Source organism: Mesorhizobium sp. RIZ17 (assembly GCF_051127865.1).
Classification (GTDB): Bacteria; Pseudomonadota; Alphaproteobacteria; order Rhizobiales; family Rhizobiaceae; genus Mesorhizobium; species Mesorhizobium humile.
The window spans coordinates 1,000,461-1,017,500 of sequence record NZ_CP147861.1; the positions used below are offsets into that span (position 1 = coordinate 1,000,461).

14 protein-coding genes, 1 tRNA gene and 2 rRNA genes (1 of these 17 cut by a window edge) are annotated in these 17,040 nt (G+C 64.3%); 13 read left to right on the plus strand and 4 right to left on the minus strand.

All coding sequences use genetic code 11. The features are described from left to right. The first annotated feature begins 55 nt into the window (after positions 1-55). The 3 genes from WDX12_RS04895 (at position 56) to WDX12_RS04905 (ending at position 2,876) form a co-directional block, all read left to right on the plus strand. Complete coding sequence (locus WDX12_RS04895; protein ID WP_320298836.1) at positions 56-943, plus strand: transketolase; 888 nt, start codon at positions 56-58, stop codon at positions 941-943. Next, on the plus strand, positions 940-1,917 hold the full coding sequence (locus WDX12_RS04900; protein ID WP_320298837.1) for a transketolase family protein: 978 nt from the start codon (positions 940-942) through the stop codon (positions 1,915-1,917). Before WDX12_RS04895 ends, WDX12_RS04900 begins: the two co-directional genes overlap by 4 nt. 281 nt (positions 1,918-2,198) lie before the next feature. Then, positions 2,199-2,876 carry a GntR family transcriptional regulator gene (locus WDX12_RS04905; RefSeq protein ID WP_434724133.1) on the plus strand — a complete coding sequence of 226 codons (678 nt, stop codon included), beginning with the start codon at positions 2,199-2,201 and terminating at the stop codon, positions 2,874-2,876. A gap of 6 nt (positions 2,877-2,882) precedes the next feature. Here WDX12_RS04905 and WDX12_RS04910 read toward each other — a convergent pair whose 3' ends face one another. Further along, on the minus strand, positions 2,883-4,115 hold the full coding sequence (locus WDX12_RS04910) for an aminotransferase class III-fold pyridoxal phosphate-dependent enzyme (protein ID WP_434724134.1): 1,233 nt from the start codon (positions 4,113-4,115) through the stop codon (positions 2,883-2,885). A gap of 108 nt (positions 4,116-4,223) precedes the next feature. Here WDX12_RS04910 and otnK point away from each other — a divergent pair, with 108 nt between their 5' ends. The 10 genes from otnK to WDX12_RS04960 all read left to right on the plus strand — a co-directional run bounded on the left by otnK (position 4,224) and on the right by WDX12_RS04960 (position 15,195). Next, positions 4,224-5,501, plus strand: coding sequence for a 3-oxo-tetronate kinase (otnK, locus tag WDX12_RS04915; RefSeq protein WP_434724135.1), 1,278 nt, complete (start codon positions 4,224-4,226; stop codon positions 5,499-5,501). Beyond that, complete coding sequence (locus WDX12_RS04920; protein WP_434724136.1) at positions 5,501-6,151, plus strand: class II aldolase/adducin family protein; 651 nt, start codon at positions 5,501-5,503, stop codon at positions 6,149-6,151. Before otnK ends, WDX12_RS04920 begins: the two co-directional genes overlap by 1 nt. A 128-nt stretch (positions 6,152-6,279) precedes the next feature. Then, positions 6,280-6,990: a GntR family transcriptional regulator gene (locus WDX12_RS04925; protein WP_320298842.1), complete on the plus strand. Its 711-nt coding sequence runs from the start codon at positions 6,280-6,282 to the stop codon at positions 6,988-6,990. Between the two features lie 236 nt (positions 6,991-7,226). Then, positions 7,227-8,732, plus strand: coding sequence for an ABC transporter substrate-binding protein (locus tag WDX12_RS04930; protein WP_434725569.1), 1,506 nt, complete (start codon positions 7,227-7,229; stop codon positions 8,730-8,732). A 33-nt stretch (positions 8,733-8,765) separates the two neighbouring features. Beyond that, complete coding sequence (locus WDX12_RS04935; protein ID WP_434724137.1) at positions 8,766-9,779, plus strand: ABC transporter permease; 1,014 nt, start codon at positions 8,766-8,768, stop codon at positions 9,777-9,779. Positions 9,780-9,850: 71 nt separating this feature from the next. Continuing rightward, complete coding sequence (locus WDX12_RS04940; RefSeq protein WP_320298849.1) at positions 9,851-10,612, plus strand: ABC transporter permease; 762 nt, start codon at positions 9,851-9,853, stop codon at positions 10,610-10,612. Next, a complete protein-coding gene (locus WDX12_RS04945) occupies positions 10,612-11,595 on the plus strand; it encodes an ABC transporter ATP-binding protein (RefSeq protein ID WP_434725570.1) in 984 nt (327 codons plus the stop codon). Before WDX12_RS04940 ends, WDX12_RS04945 begins: the two co-directional genes overlap by 1 nt. Further along, entirely contained in the window at positions 11,592-12,617 is a 1,026-nt protein-coding gene (locus WDX12_RS04950; RefSeq protein WP_434725571.1) for an ABC transporter ATP-binding protein, read from the plus strand. Before WDX12_RS04945 ends, WDX12_RS04950 begins: the two co-directional genes overlap by 4 nt. 27 nt (positions 12,618-12,644) lie before the next feature. Next, a complete protein-coding gene (locus tag WDX12_RS04955) occupies positions 12,645-13,490 on the plus strand; it encodes an SMP-30/gluconolactonase/LRE family protein (RefSeq protein ID WP_434724138.1) in 846 nt (281 codons plus the stop codon). A gap of 37 nt (positions 13,491-13,527) precedes the next feature. Beyond that, positions 13,528-15,195: a N,N-dimethylformamidase beta subunit family domain-containing protein gene (locus WDX12_RS04960; RefSeq protein ID WP_434724139.1), complete on the plus strand. Its 1,668-nt coding sequence runs from the start codon at positions 13,528-13,530 to the stop codon at positions 15,193-15,195. A 210-nt stretch (positions 15,196-15,405) separates the two neighbouring features. Here the strand turns inward: WDX12_RS04960 and WDX12_RS04965 are convergent. From WDX12_RS04965 to WDX12_RS04975, 3 genes are all read right to left on the minus strand, one after another. Next, positions 15,406-15,482, minus strand: a tRNA-Met gene (locus tag WDX12_RS04965). 234 nt (positions 15,483-15,716) lie between these two features. Beyond that, positions 15,717-15,831 (minus strand): 5S ribosomal RNA (gene rrf / locus WDX12_RS04970). A 273-nt stretch (positions 15,832-16,104) separates the two neighbouring features. Then, a 23S ribosomal RNA gene (locus tag WDX12_RS04975) occupies positions 16,105-17,040 on the minus strand; it runs 1,890 nt beyond the window's last position.

A 17,040-nucleotide genomic window follows, 5' to 3' on the forward strand; every position in this document is an offset into this window, starting at 1 on the left:
TTATAACTTATAAGTTGTCGAGGGTCAGATAAACGGAAATGGGAGGAGATCGACCATGGCGTCCTCAGGCGCGAGCCAATGGCCTAGCAACAGCGGCAATGACGGGATATCGGACGAACAGGCTGCCCGCCTGCGCGAGCGCGCGCGCTTCGTGCGGTTGGAGACGATCAGGCTGATTTCGATTGCCAAAGTCGGCCACTACTCGTCGGTCTTTTCCTGCGCCGAGATCTTCTCGACGCTCTACTACGACACGATGCGGATCCGCCGCGGCGAGCCGGGCTGGCCCGAACGCGATCGCTTCCTGATGGGCAAGGGCCATGCGGCGGTCGGCCAGTTCCCGATCCTCGCCGATCTCGACTTCTTCGACCGCTCCTGGCTCGACGATTACACCCGCCTCGGCAGCCCGCTCGGCGATCACCCCGACATGCGCAAGGTGCCCGGCGTCGATTTCAGCTCCGGTTCGATCGGCCATGCGCTTTCCAACGGCGTCGGCATGGCGTTAGGCGGCCGTTTCCACGGAAAAGACTTCAACGTCTTCGTCCTGCTCGGCGACGGCGAGATGCAGGAAGGGCAGGTGTGGGAAGCCGCCATCAGCGCCGCCACCCACCGGTTGGGCAGGCTGGTCGCAATCGTCGACCGCAACGGCTACCAGCTCGACGGCAAGGTCGACGATGTCGCCGCGGTCGAACCGCTGGACGAAAAGTGGCGCGCCTTCGGCTGGGAGGTGCATGAGGTCGACGGCCACGACGTCGTCGCGCTCGCCAACCTGCTGCGCAAGGTCAAGGCCGACACCGGCCGCGAGAAACCCTGCTGCATCATCGCCAAAACGCTCAAGGGCAAAGGCATCGACTACATGGAGACCGAACCTGGCTGGCACCTCGGCTATCTCGCGCCGGAAGACGAAGCCCGCGCCCGCGAGATGATCCTCGAAGGTGCGAAATGAGCGCAGCCTTGCATCCCGACAGCTGGCAGTACCGCGAGCTCAACAAGCGCGCGCCCTCGCTCGCAACCCTCGCCGACACGCTGATCGAGCTCGCCGAAGCCGGCCATCCGGTCGTCGCCGGCACCGCCGATCTGCAGCACTCCAACGGCCTCGTCGGCTTTGCCCGGCGCTTTCCCGAGCGCTTCACGCAGTTCGGCATCTCCGAGCAGAACATGGTCTCGGCCGCGGCCGGCATGGCGACCACTGGCGTCATGCCCTATGTCGCGACCTTCGCCTCTTTCCTGGCGCTGCTTTGCTGCGAGCAGATCCGCATGGACGTCGCCTATTGCGCGCAGCCGGTTCGCCTGATCGGCCACCACACCGGCATCTCGCTCGGCTTCTATGGCACCTCGCACCACGCAACCGAGGATATCGCCATCATGCGCTCGATCGCCGACCTGACGGTCGTCTCGACTGCGGACGGCCCGCAATTCGCTGCGGCGCTGCGCGCTTCGGTGAAGCACCCGCAGCCGATCTATTTCCGCATCTCGCGCGGCCACGATCCGGTCGTCTACGCCGAGAACGCGCCATTCGAATTCGGTAAGGCGGTGGTCCATGGCATCGGCAACGACATCACCATCATCGCCTGCGGCATGGCGGTGCACTCGGCCAAGCAGGCGATGGAGGCCTTGAACGGCAAGGGCCATTCCGTCGGCCTCATCGACATGCACACGATCAAGCCGCTCGACCGCGAGGCGGTGATGGCGGCGGCGCGCAAGTCGCGCATCATCCTGACTGTCGAGGAGCACAATATCCTCGGCGGCCTGGGTGGCGCCGTCGCCGAAGTGCTGGCCGAGGAAGGCGGCGGCGCAAGGCTTGTACGGCATGGCATCAAGGACGAGTACAGCCTCATCGCGCCGCCGACCCATCTCTACCGGCACTACAAGCTCGATGCGGCCGGCGTCGAAAGCGTCGCGCAATCCCTGCTCGCTTAGAGCAATTCCAGGAAAAGTGTGAGCGGTTTTCCGTTCGGAATTGCATAAAAACAAAGGGAAACGGTGAAACGCTCCAGAGCATGATCCCGAAAAGTAGGAACCGGTTTTCGGAAAAGATCATGCTCCAACAAACAGCTGAGCAGGACGACGATTCAACGAAATCGTCATCCTGCTCTAGCAGGCACGTCAATACAGTGAAGGAAAAAGCGTCTATTGGTTATATCTTGTAGAATCATCGCCGGTAGAAGACGCCACACAACAATGCCGAGGAGACCTTCGCCGTGAACATTCAGCCGCTCGAGCAAGGCAACCTGTCCGCACGCGCTTATGTCGCCCTTCGCGAAGGGCTGATCGCGGGGCAGTTCCGGCCGGGCCAGCGCCTGGTGATGCAGGATCTCGCCGACCAGCTCGGCACCAGCGTCACCCCCGCCCGCGAAGCCTGCCTTCGGCTGGTCAGCGAGCGCGGCCTGGAACTGCGCTCGGGCCGCTTCGTCACCGTGCCGGCGCTGACGCTGGCGCGCTACATGGAGGTGCGCACCATAAGGCTGTCGCTCGAGGGCCTTGCCGCCGGGCTAGCAGCCCAGAATGCGACGAAGGATGACATCGACAAGCTGACCGCCATCCAGAAAGTCTTCGAGAAGGCGGACCGGGCCGGCGATCCGGAACTTTCATTCCGCTACAACCGCGACTTTCACTTCACCGTCTATCGACTGTCCGGCATGGAAATGCTGGTCGCTCATATCGAGAGCCTGTGGGTCTCGATGGGGCCGATGCTGACCGTCTTCTTCAAGGAAGGCGAGCACAAATATGTCGGCGCCGCCGAGCATCTGACGGTGATCGAGGGCTTGCGCGAGAAGAATTCGGAAAAGGCGCGCACCGCCATAGAGCGGGACCTCATCCTGGGCGGCGAGGATTTCCTGCGCTTCCTGCAGGGACACGAAGGCTTCGTCGCGCCGTAACCTCTGTCAGGCCTGCAGCCGCGCGACCGCCGCCAGAGCCTCGTCCGTCACCGCCAGCGCCTCGTCGATATCGGCCTTTTGGTGGGCAGCCGACAGAAACAGCGTGTGCGCCGGATGCAGGTAGACGCCGCGGGCGAGCGCTTCCAGGCAGAACGTGTCGCCGAGCTTGCGATCCACATCGTTCTCGAACAAAAGCACCGGCATCTGCACCGGCCCGCTTTGCCGCAAGGGCACGCCGCACTTGCGCGCCTGCGCGTCGAGGCCGTCGCGGAAACGCTGGCCCATGGCCTGCATATGCGCCACCGCATCGACGGCGCGCAGCTTCCGGATCGTGGCGATCGCCGCCGCCATCGACACACCGGCGGTCCAGAAGGAGCCGGTGGTGAAGATGCGCGTCGCTCCCTCGCGAAAACGGTCGTTGCCGGTGACGGCCGCCAGCGCATGGCCGTTGGCGATCGCCTTGCTCCAGGCGGCCATGTCCGGCCGCACGCCGACCGTTTCCCAGCTGCCGCCCATATTGAGGCGGAAGCCGGCGCGCACGTCGTCGACGATCAGCGCGGCATCGGCGCTGTCGGCGAGCGCGCGCGCCTTTCGCGCAAACGCCACGGTCGGCAATTCATGCGGCTTGCCAAGGTCGTGCTTGAAGGCCGAGACCAGTATCGCGGCGAGATCGCCCCTGCACAGCTCGGCCGCAGCCTCCAGGCTCTCAACGTCGTTATAGTCGTAATAAACCAGATGCGCGCGGTCTTCCTCCGTGACGCCGGCGACCGAAGGCGAGCACCAGGGAATGGCGCCGTGATAGGCCCCGCGCGCGACCATGATCTTGCGGCGCCCGGTGCCCGCGCGCGCGATCGTCAGGCAGGCCGTCGTGGCGTCGGTGCCGTTCTTGGAGAACATCGCCCAATCGGCATGCGGGACGGTCTCGACCATGAGTTCCGCCAATTCGACCAGCCGCTCGCTCGGCCCGTTCATCGCATCGCCGAGCGCCCGCTGCCTGTCGGCCTCGGCCTCGACGTCGGCATCGCCATAGCCTAGAATCATCGGCCCCCAGCCGCAGAGGAAATCGATGTACTCGCGCCCGTCCACGTCCCAGGTGCGGCACCCTTGCGCGCGTGAGAAGTACTGGGGGTACCCGACCGGCAGGCGCGGTGCATTCTGATGCCCCCACATGCCGCCGGGGATGACGCGCTTTGCCCGGGCGCGCAAGGCGCCGTCGATGCTCTTCGAATGCTGGTCCATGGAAGGATGCCCCGTCTGACGTCGTTCCGCCCGACTCGCCAAGACTTGTTTGCAGCATTCGATATATCATGTATCATCTGCATACAATAGTTCGGGGACGCGGAGAAAATGCAGCCCATCATCGGCATCGTTGCCGACGATCTCACCGGCGGCATGGAAACGGCCGCGATGCTGGTGGCGCTCGGCGTCGACTGCGGCCTCGTGACCAGGCCTGCTCTGGTCCAGCATTTCGCCAACTCGCCCGCCGTGGTCGTCGCGCAGAAGACACGTGTCATTTCCGCCGCCGAAGCCGTGCGGAAATCGGAAGATGCCGCACAGCGGCTGCTCGACATCGGCGCGAGGCGGCTGTTTTTCAAATATTGCGCCACCTTCGATTCCACCGATGACGGCAATATCGGCCCGGTGGCCGACAGTTTGCTGGCCCTGACACGGGCCACGCACACCGGCTTCTGCCCGAGTTCCGGCGATCTCGCGCGCAGCGTTTTCCAGGGCCATCTCTTCGTCGGCGCGCAGCTCGTTTCGGAGTCGCCGAAACGGTTCGATCCGCTGACCCCGATGACCGATCCCAATCTCGTTCGCGTGCTGCAACGGCAGTCGAGACTCGCCGTCGGGCTGTTGCCGCACAATGTCGTGCGGGCGGAGCCCGCCAGCCGCCAAGCCTATCTCGACCATCTGGTCGCGCAAGGTGTGCGGCACGTCATCATGGACGCGATCTATGCCGAAGATCTTGCCGCGGTCGCGGCGCTCACCGTCGACTGGCCGCTGATGACCGGCAACGCGCCGATCATCCGTCACTATCCCGCGCTTTGGCGCGAGCGCGGCTGGCTCGACGACGCGCCGCCGAAACGGCCGCTGCCGGCGGTGGAAGGCCCGGGCGTGGTGTTGGCAGGCAGTTGCGCGGAACGCACGCTGGAGCAGCTCGCTGCGTTCGAGCAGGCAAGGCCGGTGCATCGCATCGACATCGCTTCGGTCGGAAGCGTCGAAGCTGCGGTTGAGCAGGCGCTCGACTGGGCGGGCACGCATCTCGACGATGGCCCGATCGCGATCGCCACCTCCGCCGGCCCGGAGCAGGTCGGCACCGCGCAGGCAAGACATGGGCGCGAAGGCGCGGCAAGCTTCGCCGAGGCTATTCTTGGCAGGCTCTCCGCGGAACTGCGCAGGCGCGGCGTCCGGCGCTTCCTCGTCGCGGGCGGCGAGACGTCCGGATCGGTGGTCGAGCAGCTTGGAGTAGATCGCCTGAGGATCGGCGCCTACCAGGGTCCCGGCATCGCGCGCGCGACGACGGAAGAAGGCGAGATCGTCGCGCTCAGCCTCAAATCCGGAAAGCTCGGACCACCCGACATGTTCTTGCCGACGCTGGAATCCATGCGGCATCGGGAGCCCTGATGATCAACGAAGACAATCTGCCCAACGCCATTGTGGAAACGGTCAGCCGTCTGCAGGACAAGGGCTTCAATCACGGCAACAGCGGCAATGTGAGCCGGCGGGTATCAGGCGGCATGCTGATCACACCGACGGGAGCCAACAGCAGCAATCTCACGCCGGACCGGCTCGTCCAAGTCGATCCCCACGGCGCCATCAGGGGCGAAGGCCTTCCATCCAGCGAATGGCACATGCACGCCGCGATCCTCAAGGCCTACCCGGCCGCCAATGCGGTGATCCATACCCATGCCGATGCCTGCGTGGCGCTGGCATGCCTGCGCAAGCCGCTGCCGTCGTTCCATTACATGGTCGCGGCCTTCGGCGGCACCGATGTGCGCTGCGCCCGCTACGCCACCTTTGGCACGGCCGATCTCGGGGCGTCGGCGGTCGAGGCGCTCAAGGATCGCACCGCCTGTCTGCTCGCCAATCACGGCATGATCGCCATTGGCAAGACGCTGGAAGCCGCCTTCCAGACCACCGTGAAACTGGAGACGCTGGCGCGTCAGTATCTGATGGCGTTGCAGGTCGGCGAGCCGGCCCTGCTTCCCGAAGCGGAAATGGAGCGGGTCGGCAAGCGATACGGCAATTACGGAAAGGGTTTGTTGCCCGGTTAGCAAGCACGGCGGCACCGTTCTTATGAACCGGATTTTTCGAATGGCTGCGGGCCCGCGATATGGACAGGTCCGGCGGCGTATGATCTTGAGAACCATTGGCCAGATGCGAGAAGCGAGTCCGCTGACGAATGCAGAACCTGCCTGAGATCCAGGCGACGAGCCTGTCTTCGCAGATCTACCTGCGTCTTCGCCAGGAGTTGATGTCGGCGCGACTCCATCCCGGCGACCGGCTGAAGATCCGCGACCTCGCCCAGCAGCTCGGCACCAGCGAGACGCCGGTGCGCGAGGCCATCTTCCAGCTGGTCAAGGACGGCGCGCTGGAGATGAAGCCGGGTTACTACATCCGCGTGCGACGGATCAGCCTCAAGGAATATCTGGAGTTGCGCGACATCCGGCTGGTGCTCGAGCCCTATGCCGCGTCAAAGGCAATGCCGCATATCGACGAGCCGTTCCTGAAAACCCTCGAGGATATCCATTACAAGCTGATCGAGGCCGAGCGCACCAAGGACTACGCGGCCGCGCTTCAGCACAATTACGACTTCCACTTCGCGGTCCATCGCAAATCGGAAATGCCGCATCTGATCGAGATGATCGAGAGACTGTGGATCCAGGCCGGTCCGTTGCTCAGCCTGCTCTACCCGCATGGCCACCCGACCTATGAAGGCCAGCACCAGCACGTCAACGTGATCGCCGCCTTGCGCGCCAAGGACGACGTGGCGCTGCGGCGCGCCTTCGAACAGGACCTGATCGAGGGCGGCCGCAAATTCGTCGAGCACCTCGCCGCCATCGAGAGCAGGGAAGACACCGCAGGCGAGCTTCCGCGACGGTCGCGGCGCTAGCCGACACCCTCCAGAAAACCCCGGCGTCCAGGCCCGCTCGATCCGAGGAGAAATCCCCGGATGGGCCGTGAAGGCTAAGCTTTTCCGCCTTGCTCAACGCTGTGTTTTCACCGCTCGCCACGCGGCGCGGAAACCTCATCATGCGCGCTTGCGACCTTCATCATATATGATATATTCTATTTCCAGAGACCAAAAATAAGGGGAGAACAATGAAGCTTCGCAATGGGATTTTGGGAATGGCGCTCGGCCTCTTGATGGGCGGCGTCTCCTGCTCGGCATTCGCCGACGACGCGTCCACCTTCGTTTATGCCGATGCCGGCGAGCCGAGCACCATCGACCCGGCCAAGGCCAACGTGAACTGGGAGTTCACGGTCACCCGCAACATCTACGATCGACTGGTCGACTTCGACCTCTCCGATCCGTCCAAATTGCTGCCGGCGCTTGCAACGGACTGGAAGCAGGACGGCAAGGTCTGGACCTTCAAGCTGCGCGACGGCGTCACCTTCCACGACGGCACCGCCTTTGACGCCAACGACGTCAAGGCGACGCTCGACCGGCTGCTGAAGATCGGCCAGGGCCAGTCCTATCTGGTCGACGACATCGCCAGCGTCACAGTGGTCGATCCCAAGACCGTCAAGATCGAGACCAAGGCGCCGACCGTCTTCCTCGCGTCCAACCTCAGCCGTATCGAGATGCTGTCCGACGAGGACATCGCCAAGCACAACGACGATCTCGGCCAGGCCTGGTTCAACGAGAACGCCAACGGCACCGGCCCCTACGAATTCGTGTCTTGGACGCGCGGCACCCAGATCGAGTTGAAGCGCAACGACAAATGGTGGGGCAAGTTCCCGGAAAAGCCCTTCGACCGCGTGCTCGACCGTTTCGTCACCGACGGCGCCAACCGCGCCCGTGGCCTTGAAGGCGGTGAGTTCGACCTCGCCAATTTCGTGCCGCTCGACGAGGCGCTGCGCATCGGCACCAGCAGCGGCTTCCATCTGGTCGAAGGCAACAATCTGTGGGCCTGGCCGGCGATCTATCTCAACATGGATCTGGCGCCGACCAACAACAAGGATTTCCGCGAGGCTCTGGTAAAAGCGTTCGACTACAACGCCATGGTGCAGTCCTTCCAGGGCAAGGCCGAAGTCGGCCGCGGCCCGGTGCCCTCCTGGTTCCCCGGCAGCCCTGAAAAGGAAGAGGCCGAGATCAAGACCGACCTCGACCGCGCCAAGGCGGCGCTTGCCAAATCGGGTCTCGCCAATGCCAAGATGAAGTGCTCGGTGCCCGCCGGCTTCCCGGAATTCCGTTTCGCCGCGACCGTTCTCCAATCGTCGGCCCAGCAGCTCGGCGTCACCGTCGAGATCGAGGAGCAGCCCTTCGTCGAGGCGATCACCGCCATCAAATCCGACAAGAGCAACTGCTTCGTGCTCGGCAACGCCAACCTCAGTCCGTCGGACGCGACTAAGTTCTTCGCCGCGCACTATCTCAAGGGCGGGTTCTACAATTCCGGCAAATTCTTCGACCAGACGCTGCAAGACCTCGTGGCCAAGCTGCCGACGATCGCCGACCCGACCGAGCGCGGCAAGCTGCTCAAGCAGGCGGCCGATATCGTGGTGGACTCGCACTACATCATCTGGACCGCGCGGCCGAAGACCGTGGTGCCCGAGCCTGACCGGATCGGCGGCTACCGCATCGACCCGGCCGAATACATCAACGCCCGGTTCTGGGAAATGTACAGCAAGTAGCAGCAGCGGGGTGAGCATGCGGACAGCACGGTTGTGATCGCCTTCCTGTTCAAGCGTCTGGTGTGGGGTCTTGTCGTCCTCATCGCCGTCGCGGTCATAACCTTCTTCCTCAGCCGTGTCGTTCCGGCCGACCCCGCCGCCTTTCTGGCCGGCCAGAACGCCTCCGAAGAGACCGTGCAGCGCATCCGCATCGAGCACGGTCTCGACCGCCCGCTGCCGGAGCAGTTCGCCTCCTACATGATCGGTCTCGCCAAGGGTGACCTTGGCGAGTCCATCCGCACACGCCGCAGCGTCAGCACCGACCTCAAGCAGTATCTGCCGGCGACGCTGGAGCTGCTGATCGTCAGCTTCATCCTCTATCTGGCGATCAGCTTTTCGCTGGCTGTCCTCGCCGCCCGCCGCCCCGGCGGCGCGGTGGACGGCGCGATCCGCCTTATCACCATGATCGGCACCGGCATTCCCGTCTTCTGGCTCGGCATGACGCTGCAGTTCTTCTTTTTCTACAAACTGCACTGGCTGCCGCTGGGCTCGCGCTTCCCGATCCGCGAGACGGCGCCGCCTGTGATCAGCGGCTTCCTGCTCATCGATTCCTTGCTGGCCGGCAGCCTCTCGGCCTTTCTCGCCAGCCTGAAGCACCTGGCGCTTCCCGCCGCGACCATCGTCGTCAACCTGCTCGCGGTCGGCACGCGGCTGTCGCGCGCCGCCCTCATCCAGGAGCAGAGCCGGCTCTACGTGCGCACGGCGCGCGGCAAGGGCCTGTCGCCCAACCGCATCCTGTTCAAGCACATCTTGCGCAACGCCTTGTCGCCGATCCTGACGGCGACCACCATGCAGTTCGGCTACATGATCAGCTGGGTGATCCTTGTCGAGGTCATCTTCGACTGGCCCGGCATCGGCCTCTACGCCTACCAGTCGTTCCAGGTCTTCGACTATTCGCCGGTCATCGCGCTGGCGATCGTCTCGACGGCCGGCTTCGTGATCATCAACCTGGTGATGGACCTTCTCTATCCGGTGATCGATCCACGCGTGCAGAGTGTCGGCTCATGAGCATTTCGACCCAGCTTACGCGCTGGACCATCGCAAGGCCGAGGGGCGTGCTGGTGCCGCTTGCGCTGCTGATGGTGGTGATCCTGGCCGCCTTCACGCTTCTGCCCGGCCTGATCGCGCCGCACGACCCGATCGCGCTTGCCATGGCAGACCGGCTGAAACCGCCGAGCCTCACGCATGTCTTCGGCACGGACGAGGGTGGCCGCGATGTCTTCTCGCGCATCGTCTATGGCACCCGCTATTCACTGGGCGTTGCGATCGCCATCGTCTTCGCTTCCGCCTTGTTCGGCGTGGTCTATGGCGCGGTCTCCGGCATGGCGCGCCAGAGCATCGACAATTTGATGATGCGCATCGTCGACCTGTTTTTCGGCTTCCCGGCGCTGGTGCTGGCGTTGGCCGTCGCCGCCTCGATCGGGCGCGGCCTCGACAGCGTGGCGCTGTCGCTCGCGATAATCTGGTGGCCGGGCTATGCGCGGCTGGTGCGCGGCGAGGTGCTGCGCCTGCGCGAACGGCCGCATGTCGAGGCCGCCCGCGCGCTCGGCGTGTCGGAGATGACCATCCTGCGCCGCCACATCATTCCTTTCGTCATCCAGGAGGTGAATGTGCGCGTCACCACCGACATCGGCTACGCGCTGGTCGCCGTCACCGCCCTTTCCTTCCTCGGTCTCGGCGCCAATTCGCCGACGCCGGAATGGGGCCTGCTGATCCGCGACTCGCGTCCCTATTTCGGCTCGGCCTGGTGGTATCTGGTCTTTCCCGGCACCATGATCATGCTGACCGCCACCGCCTTCTCGCTGATCGGCGACGCGCTCGCGTCGAGGCGGGCCGCATGATCCTGTCGGTCCGCGACTTCGCAATCGGCTTCCAGCGCGAGGGCCAGAACCTCGTCGCGGTGGACGGCATTTCCTTCGACGTCGCCGAGGGCGAGACCTTCGTCATCATCGGCGAGTCCGGCTCGGGCAAGTCGCTGACCGGCATGTCGATCGCCGGGCTGCAGCCGCCCACCGCCTTCGTCTCCGGCTCGATCCGCTTCAAGGATCGCGAAATGCTGAAGCGGCCCGATGCCGAATTGCGCAAGCTGCGCGGCCCGGAGATAGGCCTGATCTATCAGGACCCGCAGAGCTCGCTGAACCCGGTCTGGCCGGTCGGCGACCAGATCGCGGAGACCCTCGTCGCGCACGGCCTTGCCGGCCGCGCCGAGGCAAGAAAGCGTGCCGTGGAGATGCTGGAGCGCGTCCGCATTCCCGACCCGCGCCGCGTCGCCTCCGCCTATCCGCACGAGATCAGCGGCGGCATGCGGCAGCGCGCCATGATCGCGATGGCGCTGGCCGCCGGGCCGAGCCTTTTGATCGCCGACGAGCCGACGACGGCGCTCGACGTCACCATCAAGGCGCAGATGCTCGAGCTGCTTGCCGAGCTGAAGCGCGAGCTGGCGCTGACGATCATCCTGATCACCCACGACATGGGCGTCGTCGCTGAAGTCGCCGACCGGATCCTCGTGCTCTATGCCGGCCGCATCGCCGAGGTCGGGCCGGCCGATTCCATCATGCTGCAGCCCTCGCACCCCTACACCGCGGCGTTGATGACCAGCGCCATGATTTCGCAAACGCCGGCCAAGCAGGAGCTCAACGCCATCGTCGGCGGCGCGCCCGGGCTGGGCGCCTTCCCATCGGGCTGCCGCTTCCATCCGCGCTGTCCGCGCGCGCAGGACGACTGCAAGGCCATCGAGCCGCCGCGGCGCAAATTCGGCGCCGTGGAGCTTGCCTGCCACCATCCGATCGAGGCGGCGATGTCCCTTCAGGTCGCGAGGAGCTGACCATGGCGCTTCTCGAGCTCGATGCCGTCTCGAAGACCTTTTCGCAGCGCCGCGGCGGCCGCGCCGTGCAGGCGGTGGCCGGAGTCTCGCTGGCCGTCGGCAAGGGTGAGACGCTGGGACTGGTCGGCGAAAGCGGATGCGGCAAATCCACCCTCGCCCGGCTGGCACTCAAGCTGGTCGACGTGACGGACGGGCGCGTGCGCTTCGACGGCATCGACGTGACCGGTTTCGCCAGCCGGCGCATGCTGCCGATCCGCCGCCGCCTGCAGGCCGTGTTCCAGGATCCGCTCGCCTCGCTCAACGCGCGCATGACCATCGCCGAAGTGATGCGCGAGCCGTTTGATACCCATGGCGTCAAGCTTGGCGCCGGGCTTGAGCCACGCATGCGCGAGCTTCTCTCCTTCGTCGGGCTGGAGAACATCGACATCCAAAAACTGCCCGGACAGTTTTCCGGCGGCCAGCTGCAGCGCATCGCCATCGCAAGGGCGCTGGCGCTCGAACCGGAAATCATCGTCGCCGACGAGCCGACCTCGGCGCTCGATCCGTCGATCCAGGCGCAGATCGTCAACCTGATGCTGCAGATCCAGCGCAAGCGCGGCATCTCCTACCTGATCATCTCGCATGACCTCGACGTCATCGGTCACGTCGCCGACCGCATTGCGGTGATGTATCTCGGCACCATCATCGAGCAGGGAACGGCCGACGCGATCATGCAGCGGCCGCTGCATCCTTACACGCAGGCGCTGCTGTCGGCCGCGCCGACGCTTGCCGCGCGCCGCCAGGTCGGCTGGAAACGCATCATGCTCACCGGCGATCCGCCCAATCCGGCCGACGTGCCATCCGGCTGCCGGTTCCAGCCGCGCTGCCACCTGGCGCGCGACATCTGCCGGGAGAAGGTGCCGGCGCTGCGCGCCATGCCCGGCACCGGCCAGATGGTGGCCTGCCACCTTGCGCCCGAAGAAACGGCACGGGCGGGCGCCGAGGTGGGACGCGCCAGGCGCGGGCTGGCCGCCGCCAGCTAGAAGCACATCGAAGGGGAGAGAGGCGCTATGAAACGGTCGAAGGAAATCCATGTGACGGGCCTGGGCTTTCCGGAGGGGCCAGTGGCGCTCCCGGACGGTTCGATCGCCTTCGTCGACCTGCTGCATGCCAAGGTCCGCGCCTTCAAGGACGGCGAGGTGCGCGAATTGGCAACGCTGCCTGGCGCGCCCAACGGCATGCGGCTTGGCCCGGATGGGGCGCTCTACATCTGCAACAATGGCGGACTTGCGCCGGAGTCGTTGGAGACGCTGCACTTCGCCGCGCCGATGATCCCCGGCTGCATCCAGCGCCTCGAGCTTAACGGGCGCTGGGAGAATTTCGCCGACCAACTCCCAGGCGCAAAACCGTCGCGGCCGAACGACCTGATCTTCACGCCGGCAGGCGAGGTCGTGTTCACCGACCCGCAGAACTGGGAGGTGCTGGGCGCCGACCACGCAGCCTATTATGGCGGGCAGTTGCTTGCGGCGGGACAGGACCGGAAGGTCCGCGCGCTGGCCAAGATGACCGGCTTTCCGAACGGGCTGGTGTTCCATCCCGACGGCTCGCTGATCGTCGGCGTCACCACGGAGCATCGTCTGCTGCGCTTCGACTGGAAGGGCGGCAGCGTCGGCGCGATGACCGAATGGGTCCGTCTCGACGACCGCTTCAATCCCGACGGCATGGTCTTCCACGAGGGCCTGCTCTACGTCACCGGCAGCACCGGCGACCGGGTCGCCATCCTCGACACCACTGGACGGCTGGTCGAGATGATTGATTGCGGCGAAGGCAGCGACCCGACCAATTGCTGCGTCCATGACGGCCGGCTCTGGGTGACGCTTGGCCTGCCCGGCCAGCTCGTCTCGTACACGCTTTGACCGACCTTTCCAGCTGATGATCTGAGTGAGCAAGCCCATGTCCCGTGAAGACGATTTTGTTCCGCCCGAGCTCGGCCCCGTCAACATCCGCCCGCGCAAAGCCTGGGCGATGTCCGCCGACGAGCACTGGCACTCCAACCCCTGGTACGAGGCGCCGCGCGGCGACCCCGCCCTGCCCGAGGTCTACACCTACACGGACACGATGTCCTACGACCCGGGCGACGAGGTCGTCTTCCACTCCTCGACCACCGCGCCGCATTGGACCCTGGAGATCTACCGCGACGGCTATCGGCCGGAAACCGTCCACAAGGTCGAGGACATCGCCGGCGTCTTCGCGCCGACGCCGGCGGATGCATACCGCTCCGGCTGTGGCTGGCCCGTCAGCCACCGCTGGCGCCTGCCGGCCGATCTGCGCTCGGGCTTCTACCGCGTCGTCTCGACCTGCGCCCGCGCCAATGGCGGCAAGTTCGTCCAGCACCATTTCTTCGTCGTGCGGCCGACAGCGGCGACGCGACGCGCGAAGATCCTGATGATCCTGCCGACCGGCACCTGGACCGCCTACAATGATTTCGGCGGCGCCAACCACTATTTCGGCGTTGTCGGTCCGGGCAAGGACCAGCCCTCGCCCGTGCTTTCGCTCGAACGCCCGTGGACCCGCGGCGTCGTCTGGTTGCCGCCCGGGGCGCCGCGCATCTGCGCCGACCCGCTGCCGGAGTTCGGCGACGCGCCGCGCTACCCGATGAAGGAATGGGCCTATGCCAACGGCTTCGGCCAGTATTACGCCGCCGCCGGCTGGGCGCAGTTCGACCGCCATTTCGTGCTGTGGGCGGAGAAGGAAGGCTACGAACTCGACATGATCACGCAGACCGACCTGCATTACAGGCCGGAACTGCTCGATGCCTATCCGTGCGTGACCATTGTCGGCCACGACGAATACTGGACCCGCGAGATGCGGCTGGCGATCGAAGCCTATGTCGAGCGCGGCGGCAGGCTTGCGCGCTTTGGCGCCAACTTCCTCTGGCAGATCCGCCTGGAGGACGACGGCAAGCGCCAGATCTGCCACAAGTTCAACGCCATCAACGCCGATCCGGTCGCCGGCACCGACTTGGCGCATCTGCTCTCGACCGCCTGGGAAGACAAGGACGTCGCCTGGCCTGGCGCCTCGACGGTCGGCGTCAACGGGTTGCATGGGCTCTATGCCTCCTGGGGCGGCTTCGCGCCGCACGGCCAGAAAGGGTTCACCGTCTACCGGCCGGAGCACTGGGTGTTTGCCCGCACCGGGCTGCACTATGCCGACATCTTCGGCGACAAGGAGCGCATCTTCGCCTACGAGGTCGATGGTCTCGACTACACGTTCAGGCATGGCCTGCCCTACCCCGTCCCGGTCGACGGCCAGCCGGAAACGATCGAGATCCTCGCCATGGCGCCGGCGGTGCTTGCCGAGGACGAGCCGGACGGCGAAGGCTTCCGCTACTATGTCCGAAGCAGCGACCATGAGGGCCTGGTGAAATGCGTCACCGGCGAGGTGACGCCGGAAGGGCTCGCCCGCTACAAATACGGCGCCGGCATGATGGTGCATATGACGCGCGGCAAGGGCGAGGTGCTGACCGCCGCGACATGCGAGTGGGTGATGGGTCTCAAGCGCGGCGACCGATTCACCGAGCAGATCACCCGCAACGTGCTCGACCGTTTCACCAACGCATGACGCCGGTTGTCGGAGAATCGTCGCAATAATGAGTCTTTGGACGGTCAGTCGCAAAGCTCAGTTCTTCTTTGCTCTCCCGCGACCAGCCTTTCCCAAAGTTGGAGTTTGAACGGCAGGCAGCTAACTATGGCGGACCGCCGCGATCGCGTGACCGCCCAACAATAAGGCCGCCTCGATCAGATCGAGACGGCCAGAGATTTATGATGAAAGTGGTTGCGGGGACAGGATTTGAACCTGTGACCTTCAGGTTATGAGCCTGACGAGCTACCGGGCTGCTCCACCCCGCGTCACCTACGAGCAAGCGTCTGCTTGCGACTACGAGCAAGCGTCTGCTTGCGACTACGAGCAAGCGTTTGCTTGCGAGCTTAGAGGTAAGTTTGAGCTTACCGTATTCAAGAGGGCGCCAAATGAAAGGGCCGCTTGCGCGGCCCGGGATCCCGTTTGGCGGGCCTTATCGTAGAGAGAAGATTTGGTCTCGACCCGGATTTGATCCGGATTTGAGGTGAACGTGCGCTTTGCAGACCTGGCAGCGACCTACTCTCCCGCGTCTTGAGACGAAGTACCATCAGCGCTGGAGCGTTTCACGGCCGAGTTCGGAATGGGATCGGGTGCAGCCGCTCCGCCATAACCACCAGGTCGGCAAAACGCACGTTCAAATCGAGAAGCTGGGTTAGGGATTAGGCAGTAGCCAATAGCGAGTAGGGATAACTGCTCGCTATCTGCTTGTGCCAGATGCCTGTCTTTCCGTGCCAAGGCGACGTCTGCATTTCGCCTACGGGCGAAGCCCGCAAGCGCGACTGCGCGTCGCCGGTCGTCCGGCGCCCTCGCGGAGCATAGGCCCGTAAGGGCCGCTCATGCGTGAGCGCTGGCAGACCATCCGACTTTGTCGGATGGATATAAGTAATGAGAACGATCAAGCCTATCGAACTATTAGTACCGGTAAGCTTCAAGCGTTGCCGCTCTTCCACACCCGGCCTATCAACGTGGTCGTCTTCCACGGTTCTCAGGGAATACTCGTTTCAAGGTGGGTTTCCCGCTTAGATGCCTTCAGCGGTTATCCCGTCCGGATATAGCTACCCTGCGATGCGGCTGGCGCCACAACAGGTCCACCAGAGATCCGTCCATCCCGGTCCTCTCGTACTAGGGACAGATCCTTTCAATATTCCTACACCCACGGCAGATAGGGACCGAACTGTCTCACGACGTTCTGAACCCAACTCACGTACCGCTTTAAATGGCGAACAGCCATACCCTTGGGACCTGCTCCAGCCCCAGGATGCGATGAGTCGACATCGAGGTGCCAAACAACCCCGTCGATATGGACTCTTGGGGGTCATCAGCCTGTTATCCCCGGCGTACCTTTTATCCGTTGAGCGATGGCCCTTCCACGCGGGACCACCGGATCACTATGACCGACTTTCGTCTCTGCTCGACTTGTCAGTCTCGCAGTCAGGCAGGCTTATGCCATTGCACTCAGCGAACGATTTCCGACCGTTCTGAGCCCACCATCGCGCGCCTCCGTTACTCTTTAGGAGGCGACCGCCCCAGTCAAACTACCCACCATACATTGTCCCGGACCCGGATAACGGGCCGCGGTTAGACATCCATAGTAATAAGGGTGGTATTTCAAGGGTGGCTCCACCTGAGCTGGCGCCCAGGTTTCAAAGCCTACCACCTATCCTACACATGCCACTACGAATGCCAATGTAAAGCTATAGTAAAGGTGCACGGGGTCTTTCCGTCTAACCGCAGGAACCCCGCATCTTCACGGGGAATTCAATTTCACTGAGTCTATGCTGGAGACAGCGGGGAAGTCGTTACGCCATTCGTGCAGGTCGGAACTTA